The organism is Nonomuraea sp. NPDC049625 (assembly GCF_040675285.1).
Lineage (GTDB): Bacteria > Actinomycetota > Actinomycetes > Streptosporangiales > Streptosporangiaceae > Nonomuraea > Nonomuraea angiospora_A.
The window spans coordinates 600260-619403 of record NZ_JBFAOQ010000003.1; the positions used below are offsets into that span (position 1 = coordinate 600260).

Below are 19144 nucleotides of genomic sequence, written 5' to 3' on the forward strand. Positions count from 1 at the left end.
CCCATGCCGAGGCCTTAAACGAGGCGCTCCCCCCTCGGGCCATACTGGTGTCCAGCAATGGGCCGACCGCGAAAGTGCGGGGGGAAATGCATATAGTGATCATGGGGTGTGGCCGAGTCGGTTCGACTCTCGCTCATATCCTCGAGGACAGCGGCCATTCCGTCGCCATCATCGACCGCGACCCGCAGGCGTTCCGGCGGCTTCGCGCCGGGTTCCGAGGGCGGCGGGTGACGGGCGTGGGCTTCGATCGCGACGTGCTCACCGAGGCCGGCATCGAGTCCGCCGCCGCGTACGTCGCGGTCTCCAGCGGCGACAACTCCAACATCATCTCCGCTCGCGTGGCCCGCGAGACGTTCGGCGTGGACAACGTGGTGGCCCGCATCTACGACCCCCGCCGCGCCGAGGTCTACCAGCGGCTCGGCATCCCCACGGTGGCGACCGTACGGTGGACGGCCGACCAGATCCTGCGCCGCATCCTCCCCGAGGGCGCCGAGCCGCTCTGGCGCGACCCCACGGGCACGATCATCCTGGCGGAGGTCACCGCCAACCCCGAGTGGATCGGCACCCGCGTCGTCGACCTCGAGCACCGCGTCAAGACGCGCGTGGCCTTCATCAACCGCATGGGCGAGGCCCTGACCATCACGGAGGACACCGTGGTGCAGGAGGGCGACGTGCTCCACGTCATCGCCGCGGAGAACGACATGGACCGGATCAACAAGGTGCTCGCCGCGGCACCGGAAGAGGACGAGTGATGCGCGTCGCCATCGCCGGAGCGGGCGCCGTGGGCCGCTCCATCGCGGCCGAGCTCCTGGAGAACGGCCACGAGGTCCTGCTCATCGACGTGGACCCCCGGGCCATCAAGATCGACAGCGTGCCGCGCGCCGAATGGCTCCTCGCCGACGCCTGCGAGATCGCCTCCCTCGACGAGGCCGGGCTCAACAACTGCCACGTCGTGGTCGCCTCCTCCGGCGACGACAAGGTCAACCTGGTGGTCTCCCTGCTGGCCAAGACCGAGTACGGCGTACCGCGCGTGGTGGCCCGCATCAACCACCCCAACAACGAGTGGCTCTTCAACGAGTCCTGGGGTGTCGACGTGGCCGTCTCGACCCCGCGCCTGCTGAGCGCCCTGGTGGAGGAGGCGGTCAGCGTCGGCGACCTCGTACGCCTGATGACCTTCCGCCAGGGCCAGGCCAACCTGGTGGAGCTCACGCTGGCCGAGGACGCCCCGGTCGTGGGCCAGCGGGCCGGCTCGGTGCCGTGGCCCGTGGACTCCGCCCTGGTCGCGATCCTCAGGGAGGGCCGGGTCCTGGTGCCGACGGCGGACGATCCGCTGGAGGCGGGGGACGAGCTGCTGTTCGTCGCGAACCAGGAGGTGGAGCAGGAGCTTGCCCACCTCCTCTCCCAGCACTAGCCGGTACGAACCCGGGCCCCTTGGGGGGTTCCGGGGCTGAAGGCAAGGCCCTCGCACCGGGAGGCGCTTCGCGCCATGAGAGCCCTCGGGCTCCGCCCCTTCGACCCCGCAACGGCGCGGTCCTCGCTTGAAGGCGCGCTGCGCGCGACGAGAGCTCGGGCAGCGCCCCTGTGGGGGCAGACCCCCACACCCCCAGGCGGGGACCTGCCGGCCCCCGCACCCCCGGACGCGACCCCGATTACCATGGCGCCAAGCTATTTCGGCAGATAACGGCGGGAAGGGCAGCCCCTTCGGCTCGAGGTAATCAGAAATCGAGCAGCGCAAACCGGTGCCTGCGCCCCGGTCTGATTCAACTCACCGCGGCTCACGCCCTCGGGAAGCTAGGACTGCCGGCAGATCTTCGGCGAAGAGAGCCGAGTGCGACCAGCGTGTCAGACGAGCTGGACGCGACCGGACTGAATGCCATCCAATGCATGTGCTGCAAGGAGATCGTTGGAATGATGGCTCCGATGCGGGTTCTCGATCGAGAAGAGGGAGGGGGCGGAGCCTATGTCCTACAGTCCGAAGCTTGCGGCGGCGTTGTCGGGTGCCACGCTTCGCCAACTCGCGCATCGCGATCGCAACCGTTGCGGCCGGAATGCCTGGTGCGTTGGCCCTGCTGGAGGAGTCTGACGGTCAGCGGTTGATCAGCTTGCGTGGGATCGATCCGACTGCGGCAAGCCGCCTCCGTCTCATCGATCCAGCCAAGACGCCGCCGAAGTTCTGGCCCTCGCTTCTGTAGGCATGGCCGCGCCAATTCACGCGAACGCCCTATGCCTCGTCCAGGTCATCCCACGCCTGGCCCCTGTACTGCAGTGCGCTGCTCGCCTCTGCCGACGAGATCGCCCCAGCTTCACCAGCCCCGCCGTCTGTTCACCCACGCCGACGCGAACGGCTGCCCGTGACCCATGAGCAAACAGCACGAAGACCCCTCACCACGGGCGGCGAGAGGTCTTTCCGGAGCGGAACCGGCGCTCAGTCGAAGGTCACGCTGAAGCGCCTGGCATCATCCGCGTCCATGCAGTTGAAGACGACACTCATGGGCAGCACGACGGAGCCCCTGTCCAGGCTCTCGAGGAACCGTTCGCACAGAGTGTCATCCGGCCCCCTCCAGTCGTCGTCGGCGACGGCCGGCCCCGCTGCCAGGAGCAGGGCGGCGGCGGTCGTGGCCAGGGCGGTGACGGCACGTGCGTACATTGGGGCCCCCGATTGGCTCGAAGTGATCCTTCGCCAGCCTTCGTACCCGCGCAAGTGGATCAGCTCTTCTAGGAAATGATCCGGAGATCTTTACCAGGGATCGTCAGGCGGGAGCCACCGGGGGTTTGATCGGGGTGCGGCCGCGGCCCAGGACCCAGAGCATGGCGCCGAGGGCGGCCACCTGGAGCGGCCAGCCCATGGCGATCTTGGCGACGCCGAGGGCGGCGACCGCCTCGTTGCCGCCTCCGAACCAGTAGACCGGCCCCTGCACGGCCACCCGGACCGCGCACGGCAGCAGGAGCAGCCAGGTCAGCCGCGTGCACAGCTTCACGATGCCCGGGTCCTTGTGCCAGGCGGTCGGGTCGCCCGTGACCGAGCCGATCAGGAAGCCCACCACCGGCCACCGGGTGACGATGGACAGCAGCATCGCCACCATGTAGCCGGCGTTCCACAGGATGCCGGGCAGGAAGTAGTCCTTCGCGTCGCCGGTGCGGCTGGCGAAGAACGCGCCGATCGCGATGCCGATCAGGCTGTTGATCACGAACTGCGGCGTGGACCGCTGCACGATCCTGACCAGCAGCAGCACCACCGCGATCGAGACGCTCACGATGAGCGACAGTTTCAGCTCCTCGGTGGTGACCCAGCACACCGTGAACGCGATCGTCGGGATCGCCGCCTCGATGATGCCGCGCACCCCGCCGAAGGCCTTGGCGAGCTGGGCTCGCACCGCCGCCTCAACGGTGTCGTGGGCGACCTCTTCCGCCTCAGCACTCACGTGTCAACTCCCTGGGCGCAGCTCGTAACGCGGATTGAACATCACCTTGCGTCCGTCCTGCATGCTGACCAGGCCCTCGGCCTTGACCGTGCGGCCGGGCTCGATTCCCGCGATCTTGCGGCGGCCGAGCCAGACCAGGTCGATCACGTCGGACCCGTCGTAGAGCTCGGCCTCGAGGGCGGGGGCGCCGCCCCTCGGACGGAGTGTCACCGTACGTAGCGTACCTGCCACGCAGAAGCGCCGACGGCCGCCACACGAGACGATGGGGGTCGCGCCGACCTCGTCGGCGTCTTCTCGCAGTTCTTGGGCCTCGATCTCGGACTGGGGTGAGGCCAGCCGACTGAAGAACCCGCGCAATCCCCCGCGTTTCGGAGGCTCTGCCGTACTCATGATGAATCAGCCTATGTGATGTCGGCGCGATGTCAGCCCTCAGCGAATCTCGCTGATTTCGGGTCCCCGTTTGAACGGGTTGAACCCGGGCCGATCGTCGCCCGTCTCGCCTGCTTGTTCGTTGGGGCGGCGCAGCGGGATGGGCTCCTCGCGGGCCATCGGGTCGCTGCCCCGGACCACCACGACGTCCTTGACGAAGTCGATGTACGCCGCCGCCACGGCCTCGTCCAGCGCCGCCTTGCCGGAGATCACGGCGAGCAGGAACCAGCGGGGCCCGTCGATGCCGAGATATCGGGCGGGACGGGAGCCGTCCTCGACCTTCATCTCGCCCCTCAGCTCGCTGCCGAACGGGCCCTCCCGCTCCTCCAGATGCTGCGCCTGGGCCAGGATCTTGGTCTTGACCTCGTCCCACAGGCCCGAGCTGCGCGGTGCGGCCAGGGCCTGGAGCTGCAGCGAGCTCTCCTCGTAGAGCACGACGACACCGACGTGCTGGTCTCCGACGGAGGCCAGCCGCACGTCGAAGTCGGGATTGTGCGGCAGCCGCAGGCCGCCCAGGTCGATCCTGTCGGTCTCCGGGTGGGGCTCGTCGGCGTCCCACGGGCCGGAATCTCGCGCAAGGGCGGCAGGATCCTGCTCGACGACCTGCTCCGGCTGCTCACGACGACGACGTCGGAACACGTTCCTCACTCTCCTCGCTCGCGGGCCGTCAGCGCGGCCCGATGCTCATCGTCCTGTAGATCCGAACCCGTTGGCGCCGCGCACCGAACCCGGCAGGCTCTCCACCTCGTAGAAGGCCGCGCGCTCCACCCGCTGGACCACGAGCTGGGCCACCCGGTCGCCCCGCTGGAGGCGGAACGGCTCCTTGGCATCGGTGTTGATCAGCGTCACCCTGATCTCGCCGCGGTAGCCCGCGTCGACCGTGCCCGGCGCGTTGACCAGCGTGACACCGTGCTTGGCGGCCAGCCCGGACCTCGGGTGGACGAACGCGGCGTAGCCGTCGGGCAGGGCGATCGCGACGCCCGTCCCGATGACGGCCCGCTCGCCGGGCAGCAACTCGACGTCCTCGGCCGCGTAGAGGTCGGCGCCCGCGTCTCCCGCGTGGGCGTAGGACGGCATCGGCAGCCCGGCGTCGAGCCGCTGGATGAGGACCTCTGCGTTGCTCAAGGGTTCACCTCGTAGTCCTGGGTGTTCTGTACGGTGGCGTGCTTGGCGAAGTGTCCCATGCTCACCTCGACGAACAGCGCCGCCGCGCGGACGGGCGGACGGACCGTCGGAGGGCTGTTTCGCCCCTCAGCCTCAAGGTACGCCTTCCCGCCCGCATTGCCGTCGCACCCGGCACGCAAGTGGAGTGTCGTGCCCACGGGAGCGGAGAGGAGACAGGGAGTCACGGCTGACGAGGTTACTCGGTGTCCACCCGCCGGCCGTTCTCGCCCTGGCTTCCGGGCTCGGCGCCTCTCCCGCCGGGCTCCGCGCCGCGCGATCCGGATACGTCGTCGCGGGGAGCGGCCCCCTCGCCGCGCGGCCGGGGAACCTCGCCGGGCCCTCCCCCGGCGTCCCCTCTGGGCCCCTTGTCCTCGCCGGGGCCATGGCTGGGCGGTGGCAGGGCGGGTGGTTGATGCATGAGCTCGGGCAGCGCGCGGTAGATCACCGCGGCCACCGGCACGGCGACGGCGGCCCCCGCGATGCCGGCCAGGATGCCGCCGATGGCCAGCACCAGGATGATCGCCAGCGGATGGAAGTTGAGCGCCCGGCCCACGATCAGCGGCTGGAGCACGTGATTTTCCAGCTGCTGCTCGACGATGAGGATGCCGAGGAAGATCAGCGCGTAGACGAGCCCCTTGGCGCCCAGCGTGACGAGGGTGGCGACCGTGCCGGCGAAGAAGATGCCGACGATGGGGATGAAGCTGGCGAAGAAGATCAGCACGGCCAGCGGCGCCCACAGCGGCACGCCCATGCCCGCCAGCACGATGCCCATGATCAGCCCGTGCACCGCGGCCACGGCCACGGTGCCCTGCACGTAGTGGGAGAGCGTGGCCCAGGCGGCCCGCCCGGCCCGGTCCACGCGCGGCGCGACGTTGCCGAACCCCCGCAGGACCCACGACCAGATGCGCTCGCCGTCCTTGAGCAGGAAGAACGTCACGAACAGCAGCAGCACGATGGACGCGAGCACCTCGAAGGCGACCGCCCCGGCCGTCAGCACGGTGCCGGTGATGGCCGTGCGCTGCGTGTTGACCATGGTGGCGATCTCGTCGACGTAGCTCGTGATCTGCGCCTCTTTGAGGTGCAGGGGGCCGGTGATCAGCCAGTCCTGCACCGATCGGGCCGTCGCCTGCACCTGCTGGACGAGGTTGGGGAACTCGTCGCTGGCCCGCGCCCCCACCAGCCACCCGGTGCCGGCGAGCACGGCCAGGGCCACCAGCATGGTGATCCAGGTGGCGTAGATGGGCCGCATGCCCGCCTGGCGCAGGCTGTTGGTCAGCGGGAACAGCAGCGCGGTCAGCAGCAGCGCGATCGCCACGGGCAGCGCCACGAACGTGAGCCGGGCGATGACGAGGGCGAAGAAGTAGACGACCACGCCGACGAGGATCAGGCACGCGCACCACGCGGCCATCTTGGCCAGCACGGGCGGCACGAGCTTGGTAGGGCGGTCGGGAAACACATATTCCAGACTGGCATGTCCGCGGCCCGGATGCGCGCCCATAAATCATGGGGCGGCTGACCACAGAGCGACGCGAAGGCCGCGCGACCAGCACAAGCCCACCTCGCCAAGGTCGGGCCTGTGCAAGGGATGGACGGCGTGTCACCGTCATGGTCATGAAGGCTGTGGTGGTCCTCGCCGTGCTCGCGTCGCTCTTGCCCGCCCCCGCGTACGCCTCCCGCGCCGACCTGGCGCTGGACGTGCTCTCCAGCCGCCCCGACCAGGTCACCGGCGGTGACGCCCTGCTCAGGGTCCGCCACCGCGAAGGCACGCGGCTCCGGGTCACGCGCGACGGCGAGGACGTCACGGCGGCCTTCAAGCAGACCAGGGACGGCCTCACGGCCCTGGTCACCGGCCTGAGGACGGGAGCGAACACGATCGTCGCCACGGCGGGCCGGGAGCGGCGGACGCTGACGTTGCGCAACCATCCCATCGAGGGGCCGGTCTTCTCGGGTCCGCACCAGTACCCGTTCCTGTGCAAGACCGAGCGCAGCGGGCTGGGCCCGCCCGCGGCGGACAACCAGGACGGCCAGGGCATGCGCGTCGCGGGCGGCTGGAGCAGGGACTGCTTCGCGCCGGCCGTCACCGACCGCCTCTACCGGTCCACGGACGGCACGTTCAAGCCCATGCCGACGAGCGGATCTACCGGGCGGCCCGCCGACATGTCCACGACCACGCTGCAGGACGGCCGAACGGTCGACTTCGTGGTACGCAGGGAGCGCGGCGTGATCAACCGCTTCCTCTACTCCATCGCCATGGTCGAGGACGGCTGGACCGGCCGGGCGATCTACCGGTTCGACGGCGGCGTGGGGATCGGCCACGACCAGGGCACGCTCGGCGGCAACGCCCTCGACCCGTACGGGCTGGGCCAGGGCTACGCGATCATGTACTCGTCGGGCACCCGCACCTCCACCCACTACAACCTGATCCTGGGCGGCGAGACGGCCCTCATGGTCAAGGAGCGCTTCATCGAGCAGTACGGCGTCCCGCTCTACACGGTGGGCGTGGGCGGCTCGGGCGGGGCCATCCAGCAGTACATCTACGGCCAGAACCTGGGCGACCGGCTGATCGACGCCGCGATCCCGCAGTACTCCTATCCGGACATGGTCACCCAGACCATCCACGTGGGCGACTGCGAGCTGCTCGAACGCTACATGGACCGCAATCCGCGCTGGGCCCGGTGGGACGACAGGACCGCCCTCATCGGCATGAACGCCAGCGATACGGTCGCGAACCCGTACACCGGTGGACAGGGCTCCGACGAGTGCGTCAACGGCTGGCGCGGCCTGACCCCGCTGACCATGAATCCTCGGTGGACCTCGAACAACGACCCCGAGTGGCAGCGCATGGACCCGCCGGGCGTCAAGGACACCGTGCAGTGGACGCACTGGGACGACGCGCGCAACGTCTACGGCGTGGACGAGCACGGGTACGCCCGCTCGACCTGGGACAACGTGGGCGTCCAGTACGGGCTGAAGGCGCTGGCCGAGGGCGTGATCACCCCGGCCGAGTTCCTGGACGTCAACGCGAAGGCGGGCTCGTGGAAGGAGGCGGCGGACATGGTCCAGGAGGGCTGCCCGTTCGTGCAGTCCGCCTGCCCGGCCGACTTCGACCCCTGGAGCGCCCGCAACGTCAACCTGGGCGACCCGGCGCCCAGGCGCGCGGGAGACCCGATCGCGATCAGGAACGTGCGGCGCAGCGGCCTGGTGTTCAGGGGCGACATCGACATCCCGATCATCGACTGGCGGCACTACCTGGAGGACCGGCTCGACATGCACGACTCGCACCAGTCGTTCGCCTCCAGGCAGCGGATGCTCGACCACGACGGCCGGGCGGGCAACCAGGTCATCTGGTTCACGGACGCGCGGCCCGACGGGCCGAAGTTCGACCAGACGCCGCAGGCGCTGCAGGTGATGGACGCCTGGATGGCCAACATCCGGAAATATCCGGCGCGCGGCGTGGTCGGCAACAGGCCGCCGGAGGCGGTGGACCGCTGCTTCGCCACGGACGGCACGCAAATCGCGGCGGGCCCGCACGTCTGGGACGGCATCCTCGACCGCCGCTCCCCCGGCGCCTGCACGCAGCGCTTCCCGCTCTATTCGACGAGCCGCGTGGTGGCGGGCGGCCCGCTGGCGGGCGGCGTCTACAGGTGCCGCCTCCAACCGGTCGATCGGGCCGTCGCGAGGGGCCTGTACGGCTCCTGGCACCCGACCGAGGAGGAGCGGGCCAGGCTGAAGCAGATCTTCCCTACCGGAGTGTGCGACTACTGACGGGCAGTTCGCGCATCGAGCGCAGGGGCGAGGTGACCAGCGGCAGGAACGCCAGGCAGGCCCCGGCAGCCGCGACCAGGAGCGTGTTCCGCACCCCGATCGCCCCGCCCAGCGCGCCACCGATCAGCCCGCCCAGCGGCAGCGTGCCCCACACCAGGAAGCGCATGGTGGCGTTCACCCGCCCGAGCAGCGGCTCGGGCGTGATGGCCTGGCGGAAGCTGAGCTGCGTGACGTTGTAGATCACCACTCCCGCCCCGACGCAGAACTCGTAGGCCACGAACAGCCCCAGCCGCCAGTCGGCCGCCATCCACGGCAGCACGAACGTCAGCGGCGCGGGCACGGCTATGCCCAGCCACATCGCCGGCCCCTGCCCGAGCCGCCTGACGACCCGGGCGTTGACCAGCGCGCCGACGATCCCGCCGAGGCCGCCCGAGGCCATGAGCAGCCCGATGGTGCCCGCGTCCAGGCCGAGCTCCCTGGCCAGGAGGAGCAGGAGCATGGGCTGGGCCACGGAGACGAAGAAGTTCGCGGTGGCGGTGCAGCCGGCGATGCGGCGCAGCAGCCGGTGCCCGAGCACGAATCGCACGCCTTCGGCGATCTCCTGGCCCAGGTTGGCCCGGCCGGGCTCCGGACGGGCCTCGTGCCTGCGGATCGTGCCCAGGCACAGCGCCGACCAGGCGAACCCGGCCACCGTGGCGACCAGCGCGAACGGCGCGGTGAGGAGATGGATCAGGTAGCCGCCCCCGCTCGGCCCGCCGACCTGCGCCACCGTGCGGACGATCTCCAGCGTGGAGTTGCCCTCGACGAGCCGCTCGCGTTCGACCAGGCAGGGCAGGTAGCTCTGGTACGCGACGTCGAAGAACACGGTGAACACGCCCAGCACCAGCGCCACCGCGTACAGCTGGTGGATCGTCAGCACGTCCAGCCACCACGCGACCGGCACGGACGCGAGCGCCAGCGCCCTCGCCCAATCGCTGACCACCATGACCACGCGCTTGCGCAGCCGGTCGACGAGGGCGCCGGCGGGGAGCCCGATCACCACGAACGCCAGCGTCTGGCATGCCGCCAGCAGGCCCACCTCGAACGCGGAGGCCCGCAGCGCCGACACGGCCACCAGCGGCAGCGCCAGCACCAGGAGCTGGCTGCCCGCCTGGCTGGCGACGTCGGCGAGGAACAACCGGCGGAAGTCGTGATCGCGTAACAGGCTCACCCGTCAGAGCATCCCTGACCGATTGAGAAAAATCAACCGGTTATAGGGTGGCGGTCCATGGGCACCCAACGCCGCCCCGCCACCGAGGCCGAGGCCCGCGCGCTGGCCTCGGCCGTACGGCTGCGCATCCTGCGGCTCTGTCTCGACCAGGCGCTCACCAACAAAGAGATCGCCGGCCGCCTCGACGCCAACCCCGCCACCACCCTCCACCACGTGCGCAAGCTCGTGGAGACGGGTTTCCTGTCCGCCGAGCCCAGCCGGCCGGGGCCGCGCGGCTCCACGGAGATCCCCTACCGGGCCACCGGCAAGTCGTGGGAGATGGACGTCCGCGAGAGCGGCGTGGGCGGGGGCAGCGCGGCGATGCTCGACGCGTTCCTGCAGGAGAGCAGGCTCATCGACATCGAGCGGGCCGACCTCGTCAGGCTGGGGCTCAGGCTCACCTCCGACGGGCACGCGGAGCTGCGCAGGCGGCTGGAGGAGCTGTTCGACGAGTTTCGCGGGCGGCCGGCGCCGCCGGACGGGCAGGCGTACTCGATCTTCCTGGCCATGCACCGCGACGTCACCCGGGACCCCTGAGGACCCCTGGACGCACGGACGCCGGGCGCCCCGCAGAGGGGGGCGGCCCGGCGTCCTGCCATCCGGACGTCAGCCCAGGTGGACCTCGACTTTCAGCTCGTCACCATACTCCAAGACGAACTCCTCCACAGTGCCTGCGGCACAAAGGTCGTCCTGAGCTTGGCGGACAAGCCCGACTTCGGGCGCCCAAACGGTCAGCCTGGAGACCTCGGCCCGCATCGACTGCTTGGCCTCGGACTTGGCCTTGCGCACCTGACCGAGCACCTCGGACGCCACGGCCAGCACGGCCGGGTCGCCGGCCCCGCGCGGGAGAGCGGGCCACGGGGCCCGGTGCACCGACCCCTCGCGCCACCACGACCACACCTCTTCGGTCACGAAGGGTAGGAACGGCGCGAACAGCCGCAGCAGCACGTCGAGCGCCTGCCGCAGCGCCGCGTGGGCGGAGGCGGCGGCCGGACCGGACTCGTAGGCCCTGGCCTTGACCAGCTCCAGGTAGTCGTCGCAGAACGCCCAGAAGAAGCGCTCCACGGCCTCCAGCGCCCTGGTGTGGTCGTAGGCCTCGAACGCCTGGCCGGCCTCGCGCACGGCGTCGGACAGGCCCGCGAGCATCGACAGGTCGAGCGGCTCGGTGACCGTGTTTGATCCTGGCCCGTCGTTCACAGCCAGTCCGAGGACGAACTTGGACGCGTTGAGGATCTTGATCGCGAGCCGCCGCCCGATCTTGAGCTGCCCGGCGTCGAACGCGGTGTCCACGCCGTAGCGGCCGTTGGCCGCCCAGTAGCGCACCGCGTCGGAGCCGTGCTGCTTCAGCAGGTCGAGCGGGGTGACCACGTTGCCCTTGGACTTGGACATCTTCTTGCGGTCGGGGTCGAGGATCCAGCCCGAGATCGCGACGTCGCTCCACGGCAGCCGGCCGAACTCGTAGTGCGACCTGACCACGGTCGAGAACAGCCAGGTGCGGATGATCTCGTGCGCCTGCGGCCGCAGGTCGGCCGGGTAGACCCGCTTGAACAGGTCGTCGTCGGTCTCCCAGCGGCCCGCGATCTGCGGCGTCAGCGACGAGGTGGCCCAGGTGTCCATCACGTCGGGGTCGGCCATGAACCCGCCGGGCACGCCGCGCTGGTCCTCGGTGTAGCCGGGCGGCACGTCGGAGGACGGGTCGACCGGCAGCATGTCCTCCGTGGGCACGATCGGCGCGTCGTGGACGGGCTGCCCCGACTCGTCGATCGGATACCACACCGGGAACGGCACGCCGAAGAAGCGCTGGCGCGAGATCAGCCAGTCGCTGGTGAGCCCCTCGACCCAGTTGTCGTAGCGCACGCGCATGTGCGGCGGGTGCCACGTCAGCTCGCGCCCGCGCCCCAGCAGCCGATCACGCAGCTCCTCGTCGCGCCCGCCGTTGCGGATGTACCACTGGCGGGTGGTGACGATCTCGAGCGGCCGGTCGCCCTTCTCGTAGAACTTGACCGTGCGCGAGACGGGCCTCGGCTCGCCCTCGAGGTCGCCGGACTCCCGCAGCAGCTCCACGATCCGCTCGCGGGCGCTGTGCACGGTCTTGCCGGCCAGCTCCTTGTACGGCTCCGCCTCCACGCCCTCCGGCGGCTCGGCCAGCAGCCGCCCGTCCCAGCCGATGATCGGCCGGGTCTCCAGGTGCAGCTCCCGCCACCAGGTGACGTCGGTGATGTCGCCGAACGTGCAGATCATGGCGATGCCGGTGCCCTTGTCGGGCTCGGCCAGCCGGTGGGCCAGCACCGGCACCTCCACCCCGAACAGCGGCGTCAGCACCGACGTGCCGAACAGCGGCTGGTAGCGCTCGTCGTCGGGGTGGGCGACCAGCGCCACGCACGCCGGGATCAGCTCGGGCCTGGTCGTCTCGATGAAGACCGGGCCCTTCTCGCCGTAGAACGAGATCTTGTGGAAGGCGCCGGGCCACTCCCGGTCCTCCAGCTCGGCCTGGGCGACGGCGGTGCGGAAGGTGACGTCCCACAGCGTCGGCGCCTCGGCGAGGTAGGCCTCGCCGCGCAGCAGGTTGCGCAGGAAGGCGCGCTGCGAGACCGCCTGCGCCTCGTCGCTGATCGTGGTGTAGAGCAGCGACCAGTCGACCGACAGGCCGACCCGCCGCCAGACCTCCTCGAACGCCTGCTCGTCGAGGGCGGTCAGCTTGTGGCACAGCTCCACGAAGTTACGCCGCGAGATGGCGATCTCACGTTTGCCGGGCTTGTCCGGTGGCACGAAGTCAGGGTCATAGGGCAGCGACGGGTCGCAGCGCACGCCGTAGACGTTCTGCACCCGGCGCTCGGTGGGCAGGCCGTTGTCGTCCCAGCCGATCGGGTAGAACACCGACTTGCCGATCATCCGCTGGTAGCGGGCCATGATGTCGGTGTGGGTGAAGGAGAAGACATGACCGACGTGCAGCGAGCCGGACACGGTCGGCGGCGGCGTGTCGATGGCATAAACCTGCTCGCGCGGCGCGGACCGGTCGAAACGGTAGGTGCCCTCGTCCTCCCAGCGAGCTACCCATACCTGCTCCAAGCCGTCGAGGGTCGGCTTTTCCGGCATGGATGCATGGCGTAGTCGCTGTTGAGTCATGCCTCCATATGGTACGGCTTCGCAGGCCCGGCAAGCGGTGCAGACTAGTGTTCGTTACAGAGGGGAAGGGAGATCGACATGGCGGAGGACAAGCCCGATGTCGCCTGGCGTGTGATCGGCGGCCTGGTCGGTCTGGCCACCGGCTGGGCGGCAAGGAAGGTCCTCGGGTTCGTCTGGGTGAAGGCGACCGGGAAGGAGCCGCCGCTCGACACAGACTCGCCCGAGGTCAGCATGGGGGAGGCGATCGGCTACGCCGTGCTCATGGGCGTCGGCATGTCGGTGGCGCAGATCGTGGTCAACCGGACCGCCAAGAAGCGTTACGACGCGTGGAAGTCTGTGAAGCAGGTGACTCAAGGGCAGTGAGAAACTCGTTGGCCCAGCGGTCCACGTCGTAGGTGGCTACCCGGCGGCGCATCGTGCGCATCCGCCGGGCCAGCTCGTGCGGCGTGGCCCGCATCGCGGCCACCATCTGCCGCTTGACGTCCTCCACGTCGTACGGGTTGACCAGGTAGGCCTGGCGCAGCTCGTCGGCCGCCCCGGCGAACTCGCTGAGCACCAGCGCGCCGTGCAGGTCGTGGTGGCAGGAGACATACTCCTTGGCGACCAGGTTCATCCCGTCACGCAGCGGGGTCACGACCATGACGTCGGCGGCCAGGTAGAGGGCGGCCAGCTCGGCGTGGTCGTACGACTGGTGGAAATACTGGACCGGCTGGTAGCCGAGCTGCGCGTGCTCGCCGTTGATCCGCCCGACCTGCAGCTCGATGTCGTCGCGCAGCCGCTTGTACTCCTCCACCCGCTCCCTGCTGGGCGTGGCGATCTGCACGAACACGGCCTCGTTCGCCTTCAGCCGCCCGTCCTTGAGCAGCTCGCCGAACGCCTCCAGCCGCTGCCCGATGCCCTTGGTGTAGTCGAGCCGGTCGACGCCGAGCAGCACGTGCTCGGGATCGCCCAGCTCCGCCCTGACCTCCTTGGCCCGCGCCATGATCTGCGGGTCGCGCACCAGCGAGTCGAGCTGCCCGAAGTCCACCGAGATGGGGAACGCCTGCGTCGTCACCACCCGGTCGTCGAGGAAGATCTCGTTCCCCTTGTACGGCAGCCCGAGCAGCCTGCGGCACAGCCGCCGGAAGTTGGAGGCCCCGCCGGGCAGCTGGAAGCCCACCAGGTCGGCCCCGAGCAGCCCTTCGACGAGGTCCTTGCGCCACGGCAGCCGCCAGAACAGCTCGGTCGGCGGGAACGGGATGTGCAGGAAGAACCCGATCCGCAGGTCCGGCCTGAGCCTGCGCAGCATGGCCGGGACGAGCTGGAGCTGGTAGTCCTGCACCCAGACCACCGCGCCCTTCTCGGCGGCGTCGGCGGCGGCGTTGGCGAAGCGCTCGTTGACGGCGCGGTAGGTGTCCCACATCGCCCGGTCGAACACCGGCGGCGCCACCACGTCGTGGTAGAGCGGCCAGAGAGTGGCGTTGGAGAAGCCCTCGTAGTACAGCTCCACCTCGCCGGCCGACAGGGGGATCGGGATGAGGTTCATGCCGTCCTGCTCGAACGGCTCCAGCTTCTCGTCGGGGGCTCCGTGCCAGCCGAGCCAGGCTCCGTGCCGGCGCTTCATCACCGGTGCGATCGCGGTCACGAGCCCGCCAGGGCTCCTGCGCCACGAGGCCGTTCCGTCAGGCTCGAGCATCCGATCCACCGGCAACCGGTTCGCGACGATCAGAAACGAGCTACGGCCAGTCACGCAGTTCCTCCTATTGTTCGCCGAGCATGCGGCGGACGGCGTCCGCCACCGAGTCGGGACCCGCATGGGGGATGATCGCGGCGATGTGGGAGTCGGGCCTGATGAGCCATGCCTCATCCGGTCCGGCGCCGAGCCTTTCAGCGAGCGAGCCGGTCCCATCCATCTCCGCGAGCCCGCGCACGGCGAGCGGCGCCGTAATGACCTTGCCCAAGACCTGCGCAAACAAACGCGAATCGCACATATCACCCAACAACACGAGAAAACCGTCACGACAGAACTCCCGCAACCTGCCGCCCGAAAGTCCCACGTCCGGAAGGATCACGCCGGGCGCCGGAGCGCACAGCGCGCCCTTGGGCGGCCTGCCCCCGAACGGCCGCGTCGGCTCGGGGGTCGTCAGCGGCGAGTCCACGTACCAGAACGGCTCCGCGAACCGCCCCGAGTCCACCTCCGCCACCACCCCGCCCTCCAGCACGGCCCGCCTGCGCATGCGCTCCGCCACGGTCCTGGGGGCGAGGAAGCGCATCGTGGCGGCGGTGATCTCGAGGTTCTCCCGCGCGGCCGCGTGCCGCTCGGCGTGGTACGACTCCAGCAGCCCCTCCCCCGCCCAGCCGTTGAGCACGAAGGCCAGCTTCCAGGCCGCGTTCTCGGCGTCGGGCACGCCGGAGTTGAGCCCTCTGGCGCCGAACGGGGCCACCAGGTGGGCGCTGTCGCCGGCCAGCAGGACCCGGCCGACGCGCATGCGGGAGGCGATGCGGGAGTGGAAGCGGTACGTGCTGTGCCAGAGCAGGTCGTAGGGCCGGCCGCCGATGATCTGCCCAATTTTTCTGGAAATATCGGCTTTTGTTGGGATGAAGTCGGGCGCGATTTGCCAGTCGATCCGGAACGTGCCGCCCGGGCAGGGATGGATCAGGACCTGGCGGCCCGGGTTCCACAGCGGGTCGAAGTAGAAGCGGCGCTCGTTCTCCCAGCCGGGCAGGTCGGCCCTGATGTCGCAGATGAGGAACTGGTCGTCGAACGTCTCCCCGTCGAACGAGACACCGAGCGCCTGGCGTACCTGCTGGGCCCTGGCGCCCGCGCAGACCAGCGCGTAGGACGCGCGCAGCGACCGCTGACCGCAGCGGACCGTCACCCCCGAGGGGTCCTGGTCGAGGCCGGTGACCTCGTGGTCCCAGCGCACCTCGATGAGCGGCTGGGCCGCGATGGCCTCGTCCAGGATCTGCTCGGTGCGGGTCTGGGAGATGTTCACGCACGCCGGCAGCGGGCCCTCGCGCTCGAACGACCAGGAGAACAGCTCGCGGTCGCGGTAGTAGGTGCGGGCGGTGGTCCAGGCCAGGCCCTCCTCGGCGATCTTGCCCGCGCCGGCGGCGGTCCAGATGTCGAGCACGTCGCGCTGCTGGCAGATGGACTTCGACCCGGTGGAGTCGCGCCCGGCCCGCCGGTCGAGCACCAGCACCTGGATGCCCCAGCGGGCCAGCAGCAGCGCGGCACTCTGCCCGACCGGCCCCGCCCCGACCACGATGACCTGCGCACTGGCTGGGGCGTTCATGACTGGAGCTGGTCCCAGACTTCGCGGTCGCGCTCGGCGGTCCAGATGCGCGGGCGCTCGACGCCGTGCAACTCGTCCCAGAGCCTGGAGACGTTGAACGGCAGGCAGTGCTCGAAGATCGGCCAGGACCCGTACCGGGGCGCCAGCGCCCGGTGCGTGCGCTCGAACGCCTCCTTGAGCGAGCCCGCCGCGCCGACCTCGCGCAGCATCACGGTGAGGAAGTCACGCGTCTGCGCGATGGCCGCGTCCACCCCCCGCCGGCCGCGCGCCACCGCGCCCCTGCCCCCGACCAGCGTCTCCGCCCCGAACGACGCGACCTTGTCGAGCGTCGCGGCGGACCAGTCGAGGTGGAAGGCGTCGCCGGTGTAGAGGGCGGCCTGGGACTCGACGAGGTCGCCGGCGAACATGATCCGTCGCTTCGGCAGCCAGGCCACCAGGTCGCCCTCGGTGTGGCCGCGCCCGCAGTGGGCCAGCACCAGGTCGCCCCGGTCGCCGCCCAGGTCGATGGTGAACGTGTCGCTGAACGTCGCCGTCGGCCACGTCAGCCCAGGGATCGACCCGGGCTCCTTGAACAGGCGGGGCATCCTGGCGTACTCGCTGGCCCAGTCCTGCTCGCCGCGCTCGGCGATCAGCTCGCGGGTCTTGTCGTGCGTCACGATCACGTCCGCGCCGAACGCCGACGCGCCCAGCACCCGGACGGCGTGGTAGTGCGACAGCACCAGGTACCTGATCGGCTTGTCGGTGTGCTCCCGCAGCCTGGCCAGCCATTCGCGGGCGGCCACGGGCGTGGCGAGCGCCTCGAAGCAGACGAGGAAGTCCTCGGCCTCGATGGCGCCCACGTTCGGATCGCCTTCTGCCGTGAGCGCGTACACGCCCTCGGCCAGCACCTCCAGGGACTGCTTCTTCTCGCCGAGATCGGCCGACGAGGCGAACGGTCTGGCCATCACCACTCCTCCCGCGACGGGGTCAGCACCCGCCAGAACCTCTTCCCCCTCCGACGGCACCTCTCCCAACGCCGTCCCACGTCACGCCGGGCGCCTGGTCTGGACGATGTGGAAGCGGCCCGCCACGTAGCCCGGGTCCGTGAGCGAGGCCGTGGCGGCCGGGTTGGCGCCCGTGCCGTGGTAGTCGCTGAACGCCGCCGACTGGTTGACGAAGACGCCGCCCGTCAGGTTGCACGACAGGTTCACCCCCGCGTCGAGGGCGGCCCGTTCGGCCTGGTCGAGCACCTCGTCGGAGGTGGAGTAGGCGGCGGCCGTGAGCGCCCCGCGGGCCTTGATCGTGCGGCGCAGCACCTCCAGGCTCTCCTGCGTCGACCCCGTCGGGATGACGAACGCGATCGGCCCGAAATGCTCCCGCCCGTAGACGTCGGAGTCGTCCGGCGAGACCTTCACGATGACCGGCGTCCGCACCACCGCGTCCGGGAACCCCGGGTGTTTCACCGCGCGCGACTCCAGCACCACCTCGCCCAGCGACGGCGCCGCCTCCACCCGGGCCAGCACGTCGGGGTTGACGATGGCCCCGGTCAGCTCCACCGCGCGGGCGTCGTCCCCGAGCAGCCTGCCGACGGCGCCCGCCAGCCCGGCGCAGACCTCGTCGAAGCTCTTGTGCCCCTCGTCCGTCTCGATCCCGCCGGCCGGCACGAGGAGGTTCTGCGGCGCCGTGCACATCTGGCCGCTGTAGAGCGACAGCGAGAACGCCAGGTTGCCCAGCATGCCGCGCCAGGAGCCGGTCGAGTCGACGACGATCGTGTTGACCCCCGCCTTCTCGGTGTGCACGAGCGCCTGCCGCGCGTTCTGCTCCAGCCAGTCGCCGAACTCCGTGGAGCCGGTGAAGTCGACGATGCGGACGTCGGGGTGGGTGGCGAGCGTCCTGGCCAGCCCCTGCCCCTCCTCCACCGCGAGCGAGACCAGCCCGGGGTCGAAGCCCGCCTCGGCCAGCACCTCGCGGGCGATCCGCACGGTGATGGCGAGCGGCAGGACCGCGCGCGGATGGGGCTTGACGATCACCGGGTTGCCGGTGACGAGCGAGGCGAACAGCCCCGGGTACGCGTTCCAGGTCGGGAACGTGTTGCAGCCGATCACCAGCGCGACGCCCCTGGGCACGACCGTGAAGCGCTTGTCCATGACCAGCGGCTCGCCCTTGGCCGGCTTCTCCCAGCGGGCGCTCGCGGCCGAGGAGGTCATGGCCGCGTAGCCGTAGGCGACGGCCTCGAGCGCGCGGTCCTGCGCGTGCGGCCCGCCCGCCTGGAAGGCCATCACGAACGCCTGCCCGGTCGTGTGCTGCACCGCATTGGCCAGCTCGAAGCTGCGCCGGTTGATCCGGTCGACGATCTCGACGCAGGCCAGCGCGCGGGCCTCGGGCCCGGCGTCGCGCCAGGCGGGCAGCGCCGCCCGGGCCGCGGCGATCAGGTCGTCCACGAGCGGCTCCGGGTAGGTGACGCCGAGGTCGATGCCGTACGGGGAGCGCTCGGCGCCGATCCAGGACCCGGTGCCCGGCTGGTCGAGGGGGAACGGCTTGCCGAGGTAGGACTCGAACGCCTCCTTGCCCCGCTCGGCCGCCCCCTCACCGTAGACGCGCGGGCTCGGCGACTCGGGATAGGCGCTCCAGTATCCCCGCTCGGCGATGGCCGACAGCGCCTTCTCCAGAGTCTCGCGGTGCTGCTCGAACATGGTGTTCATCCTCTTGACAGGGATGGTCCGGACGGTGAAGTG

The 19144-nt window shown here is 70.3% G+C and carries 18 protein-coding genes; 5 read left to right on the forward strand and 13 right to left on the reverse strand.

Annotated elements, in window-relative coordinates; genetic code table 11:
- Nucleotides 1–86: 86 nt before the first annotated feature.
- Together AB0J87_RS16295 and AB0J87_RS16300 are read left to right on the forward strand one after the other, a co-directional pair.
- Nucleotides 87–752: a TrkA family potassium uptake protein gene (locus AB0J87_RS16295; RefSeq protein ID WP_350722857.1), complete on the forward strand. Its 666-nt coding sequence runs from the start codon at nt 87–89 to the stop codon at nt 750–752.
- Nucleotides 752–1411: a TrkA family potassium uptake protein gene (locus AB0J87_RS16300; RefSeq protein WP_350722859.1), complete on the forward strand. Its 660-nt coding sequence runs from the start codon at nt 752–754 to the stop codon at nt 1409–1411. Before AB0J87_RS16295 ends, AB0J87_RS16300 begins: the two co-directional genes overlap by 1 nt.
- A 1014-nt stretch (nt 1412–2425) precedes the next feature.
- Here AB0J87_RS16300 and AB0J87_RS16305 read toward each other — a convergent pair.
- The 7 genes from AB0J87_RS16305 to AB0J87_RS16335 all read right to left on the reverse strand — a co-directional run bounded on the left by AB0J87_RS16305 (nt 2426) and on the right by AB0J87_RS16335 (nt 6471).
- Nucleotides 2426–2647 carry a hypothetical protein gene (locus tag AB0J87_RS16305; RefSeq protein ID WP_363965927.1) on the reverse strand — a complete coding sequence of 74 codons (222 nt, stop codon included), beginning with the start codon at nt 2645–2647 and terminating at the stop codon, nt 2426–2428.
- A 103-nt stretch (nt 2648–2750) separates the two neighbouring features.
- Entirely contained in the window at nt 2751–3422 is a 672-nt protein-coding gene (locus AB0J87_RS16310; RefSeq protein ID WP_318786963.1) for a DUF3159 domain-containing protein, read from the reverse strand.
- 3 nt (nt 3423–3425) lie between these two features.
- The gene (locus AB0J87_RS16315; protein WP_090929309.1) at nt 3426–3812 is read right to left on the reverse strand and encodes an OB-fold nucleic acid binding domain-containing protein; all 387 of its coding nucleotides are present in this window, start codon (nt 3810–3812) and stop codon (nt 3426–3428) included.
- Nucleotides 3813–3851: 39 nt separating this feature from the next.
- Nucleotides 3852–4490 carry a DUF3710 domain-containing protein gene (locus tag AB0J87_RS16320; protein ID WP_363965930.1) on the reverse strand — a complete coding sequence of 213 codons (639 nt, stop codon included), beginning with the start codon at nt 4488–4490 and terminating at the stop codon, nt 3852–3854.
- A gap of 45 nt (nt 4491–4535) precedes the next feature.
- On the reverse strand, nt 4536–4976 hold the full coding sequence (gene dut, locus AB0J87_RS16325) for a dUTP diphosphatase (RefSeq protein WP_363965932.1): 441 nt from the start codon (nt 4974–4976) through the stop codon (nt 4536–4538).
- A complete protein-coding gene (locus AB0J87_RS16330) occupies nt 4973–5200 on the reverse strand; it encodes a hypothetical protein (protein WP_363965934.1) in 228 nt (75 codons plus the stop codon). The genes dut and AB0J87_RS16330 overlap by 4 nt, the downstream gene beginning before the upstream one ends.
- An 11-nt stretch (nt 5201–5211) precedes the next feature.
- Nucleotides 5212–6471: an AI-2E family transporter gene (locus AB0J87_RS16335; protein WP_363965936.1), complete on the reverse strand. Its 1260-nt coding sequence runs from the start codon at nt 6469–6471 to the stop codon at nt 5212–5214.
- A gap of 155 nt (nt 6472–6626) precedes the next feature.
- Here AB0J87_RS16335 and AB0J87_RS16340 point away from each other — a divergent pair, with 155 nt between their 5' ends.
- Complete coding sequence (locus AB0J87_RS16340; RefSeq protein WP_363965937.1) at nt 6627–8780, forward strand: DUF6351 family protein; 2154 nt, start codon at nt 6627–6629, stop codon at nt 8778–8780.
- On the opposite strand, the gene AB0J87_RS16345 is transcribed toward AB0J87_RS16340, so the two are convergent.
- Nucleotides 8758–9990, reverse strand: a complete 1233-nt coding sequence (locus AB0J87_RS16345) for an MFS transporter (RefSeq protein WP_363965939.1) — start codon at nt 9988–9990, stop codon at nt 8758–8760. The genes AB0J87_RS16340 and AB0J87_RS16345 overlap by 23 nt on opposite strands.
- Before the next feature lie 57 nt (nt 9991–10047).
- On the opposite strand from AB0J87_RS16345, the gene AB0J87_RS16350 reads away from it, so the two are divergent.
- Nucleotides 10048–10566: a winged helix-turn-helix domain-containing protein gene (locus AB0J87_RS16350; RefSeq protein WP_363965941.1), complete on the forward strand. Its 519-nt coding sequence runs from the start codon at nt 10048–10050 to the stop codon at nt 10564–10566.
- 69 nt (nt 10567–10635) lie between these two features.
- On the opposite strand, the gene valS is transcribed toward AB0J87_RS16350, so the two are convergent.
- A complete protein-coding gene (gene valS, locus AB0J87_RS16355; RefSeq protein WP_363965943.1) occupies nt 10636–13125 on the reverse strand; it encodes a valine--tRNA ligase in 2490 nt (829 codons plus the stop codon).
- A gap of 108 nt (nt 13126–13233) precedes the next feature.
- Here valS and AB0J87_RS16360 point away from each other — a divergent pair, with 108 nt between their 5' ends.
- A complete protein-coding gene (locus tag AB0J87_RS16360; RefSeq protein WP_185077851.1) occupies nt 13234–13518 on the forward strand; it encodes a DUF4235 domain-containing protein in 285 nt (94 codons plus the stop codon).
- Here AB0J87_RS16360 and AB0J87_RS16365 read toward each other — a convergent pair.
- From AB0J87_RS16365 to paaN, 4 genes are all read right to left on the reverse strand, one after another.
- Nucleotides 13451–14884: a trehalose-6-phosphate synthase gene (locus tag AB0J87_RS16365; RefSeq protein WP_350722881.1), complete on the reverse strand. Its 1434-nt coding sequence runs from the start codon at nt 14882–14884 to the stop codon at nt 13451–13453. The genes AB0J87_RS16360 and AB0J87_RS16365 overlap by 68 nt on opposite strands.
- 10 nt (nt 14885–14894) lie before the next feature.
- Nucleotides 14895–16430: an FAD-dependent monooxygenase gene (locus AB0J87_RS16370; protein ID WP_363965945.1), complete on the reverse strand. Its 1536-nt coding sequence runs from the start codon at nt 16428–16430 to the stop codon at nt 14895–14897.
- Nucleotides 16427–17374 (reverse strand): MBL fold metallo-hydrolase, encoded by a 948-nt coding sequence (locus AB0J87_RS16375; RefSeq protein WP_363965947.1) that lies wholly within the window; start codon nt 17372–17374, stop codon nt 16427–16429. Before AB0J87_RS16375 ends, AB0J87_RS16370 begins: the two co-directional genes overlap by 4 nt.
- Before the next feature lie 81 nt (nt 17375–17455).
- Entirely contained in the window at nt 17456–19102 is a 1647-nt protein-coding gene (paaN, locus tag AB0J87_RS16380; protein WP_363965949.1) for a phenylacetic acid degradation protein PaaN, read from the reverse strand.
- Nucleotides 19103–19144: the final 42 nt, after the last annotated feature.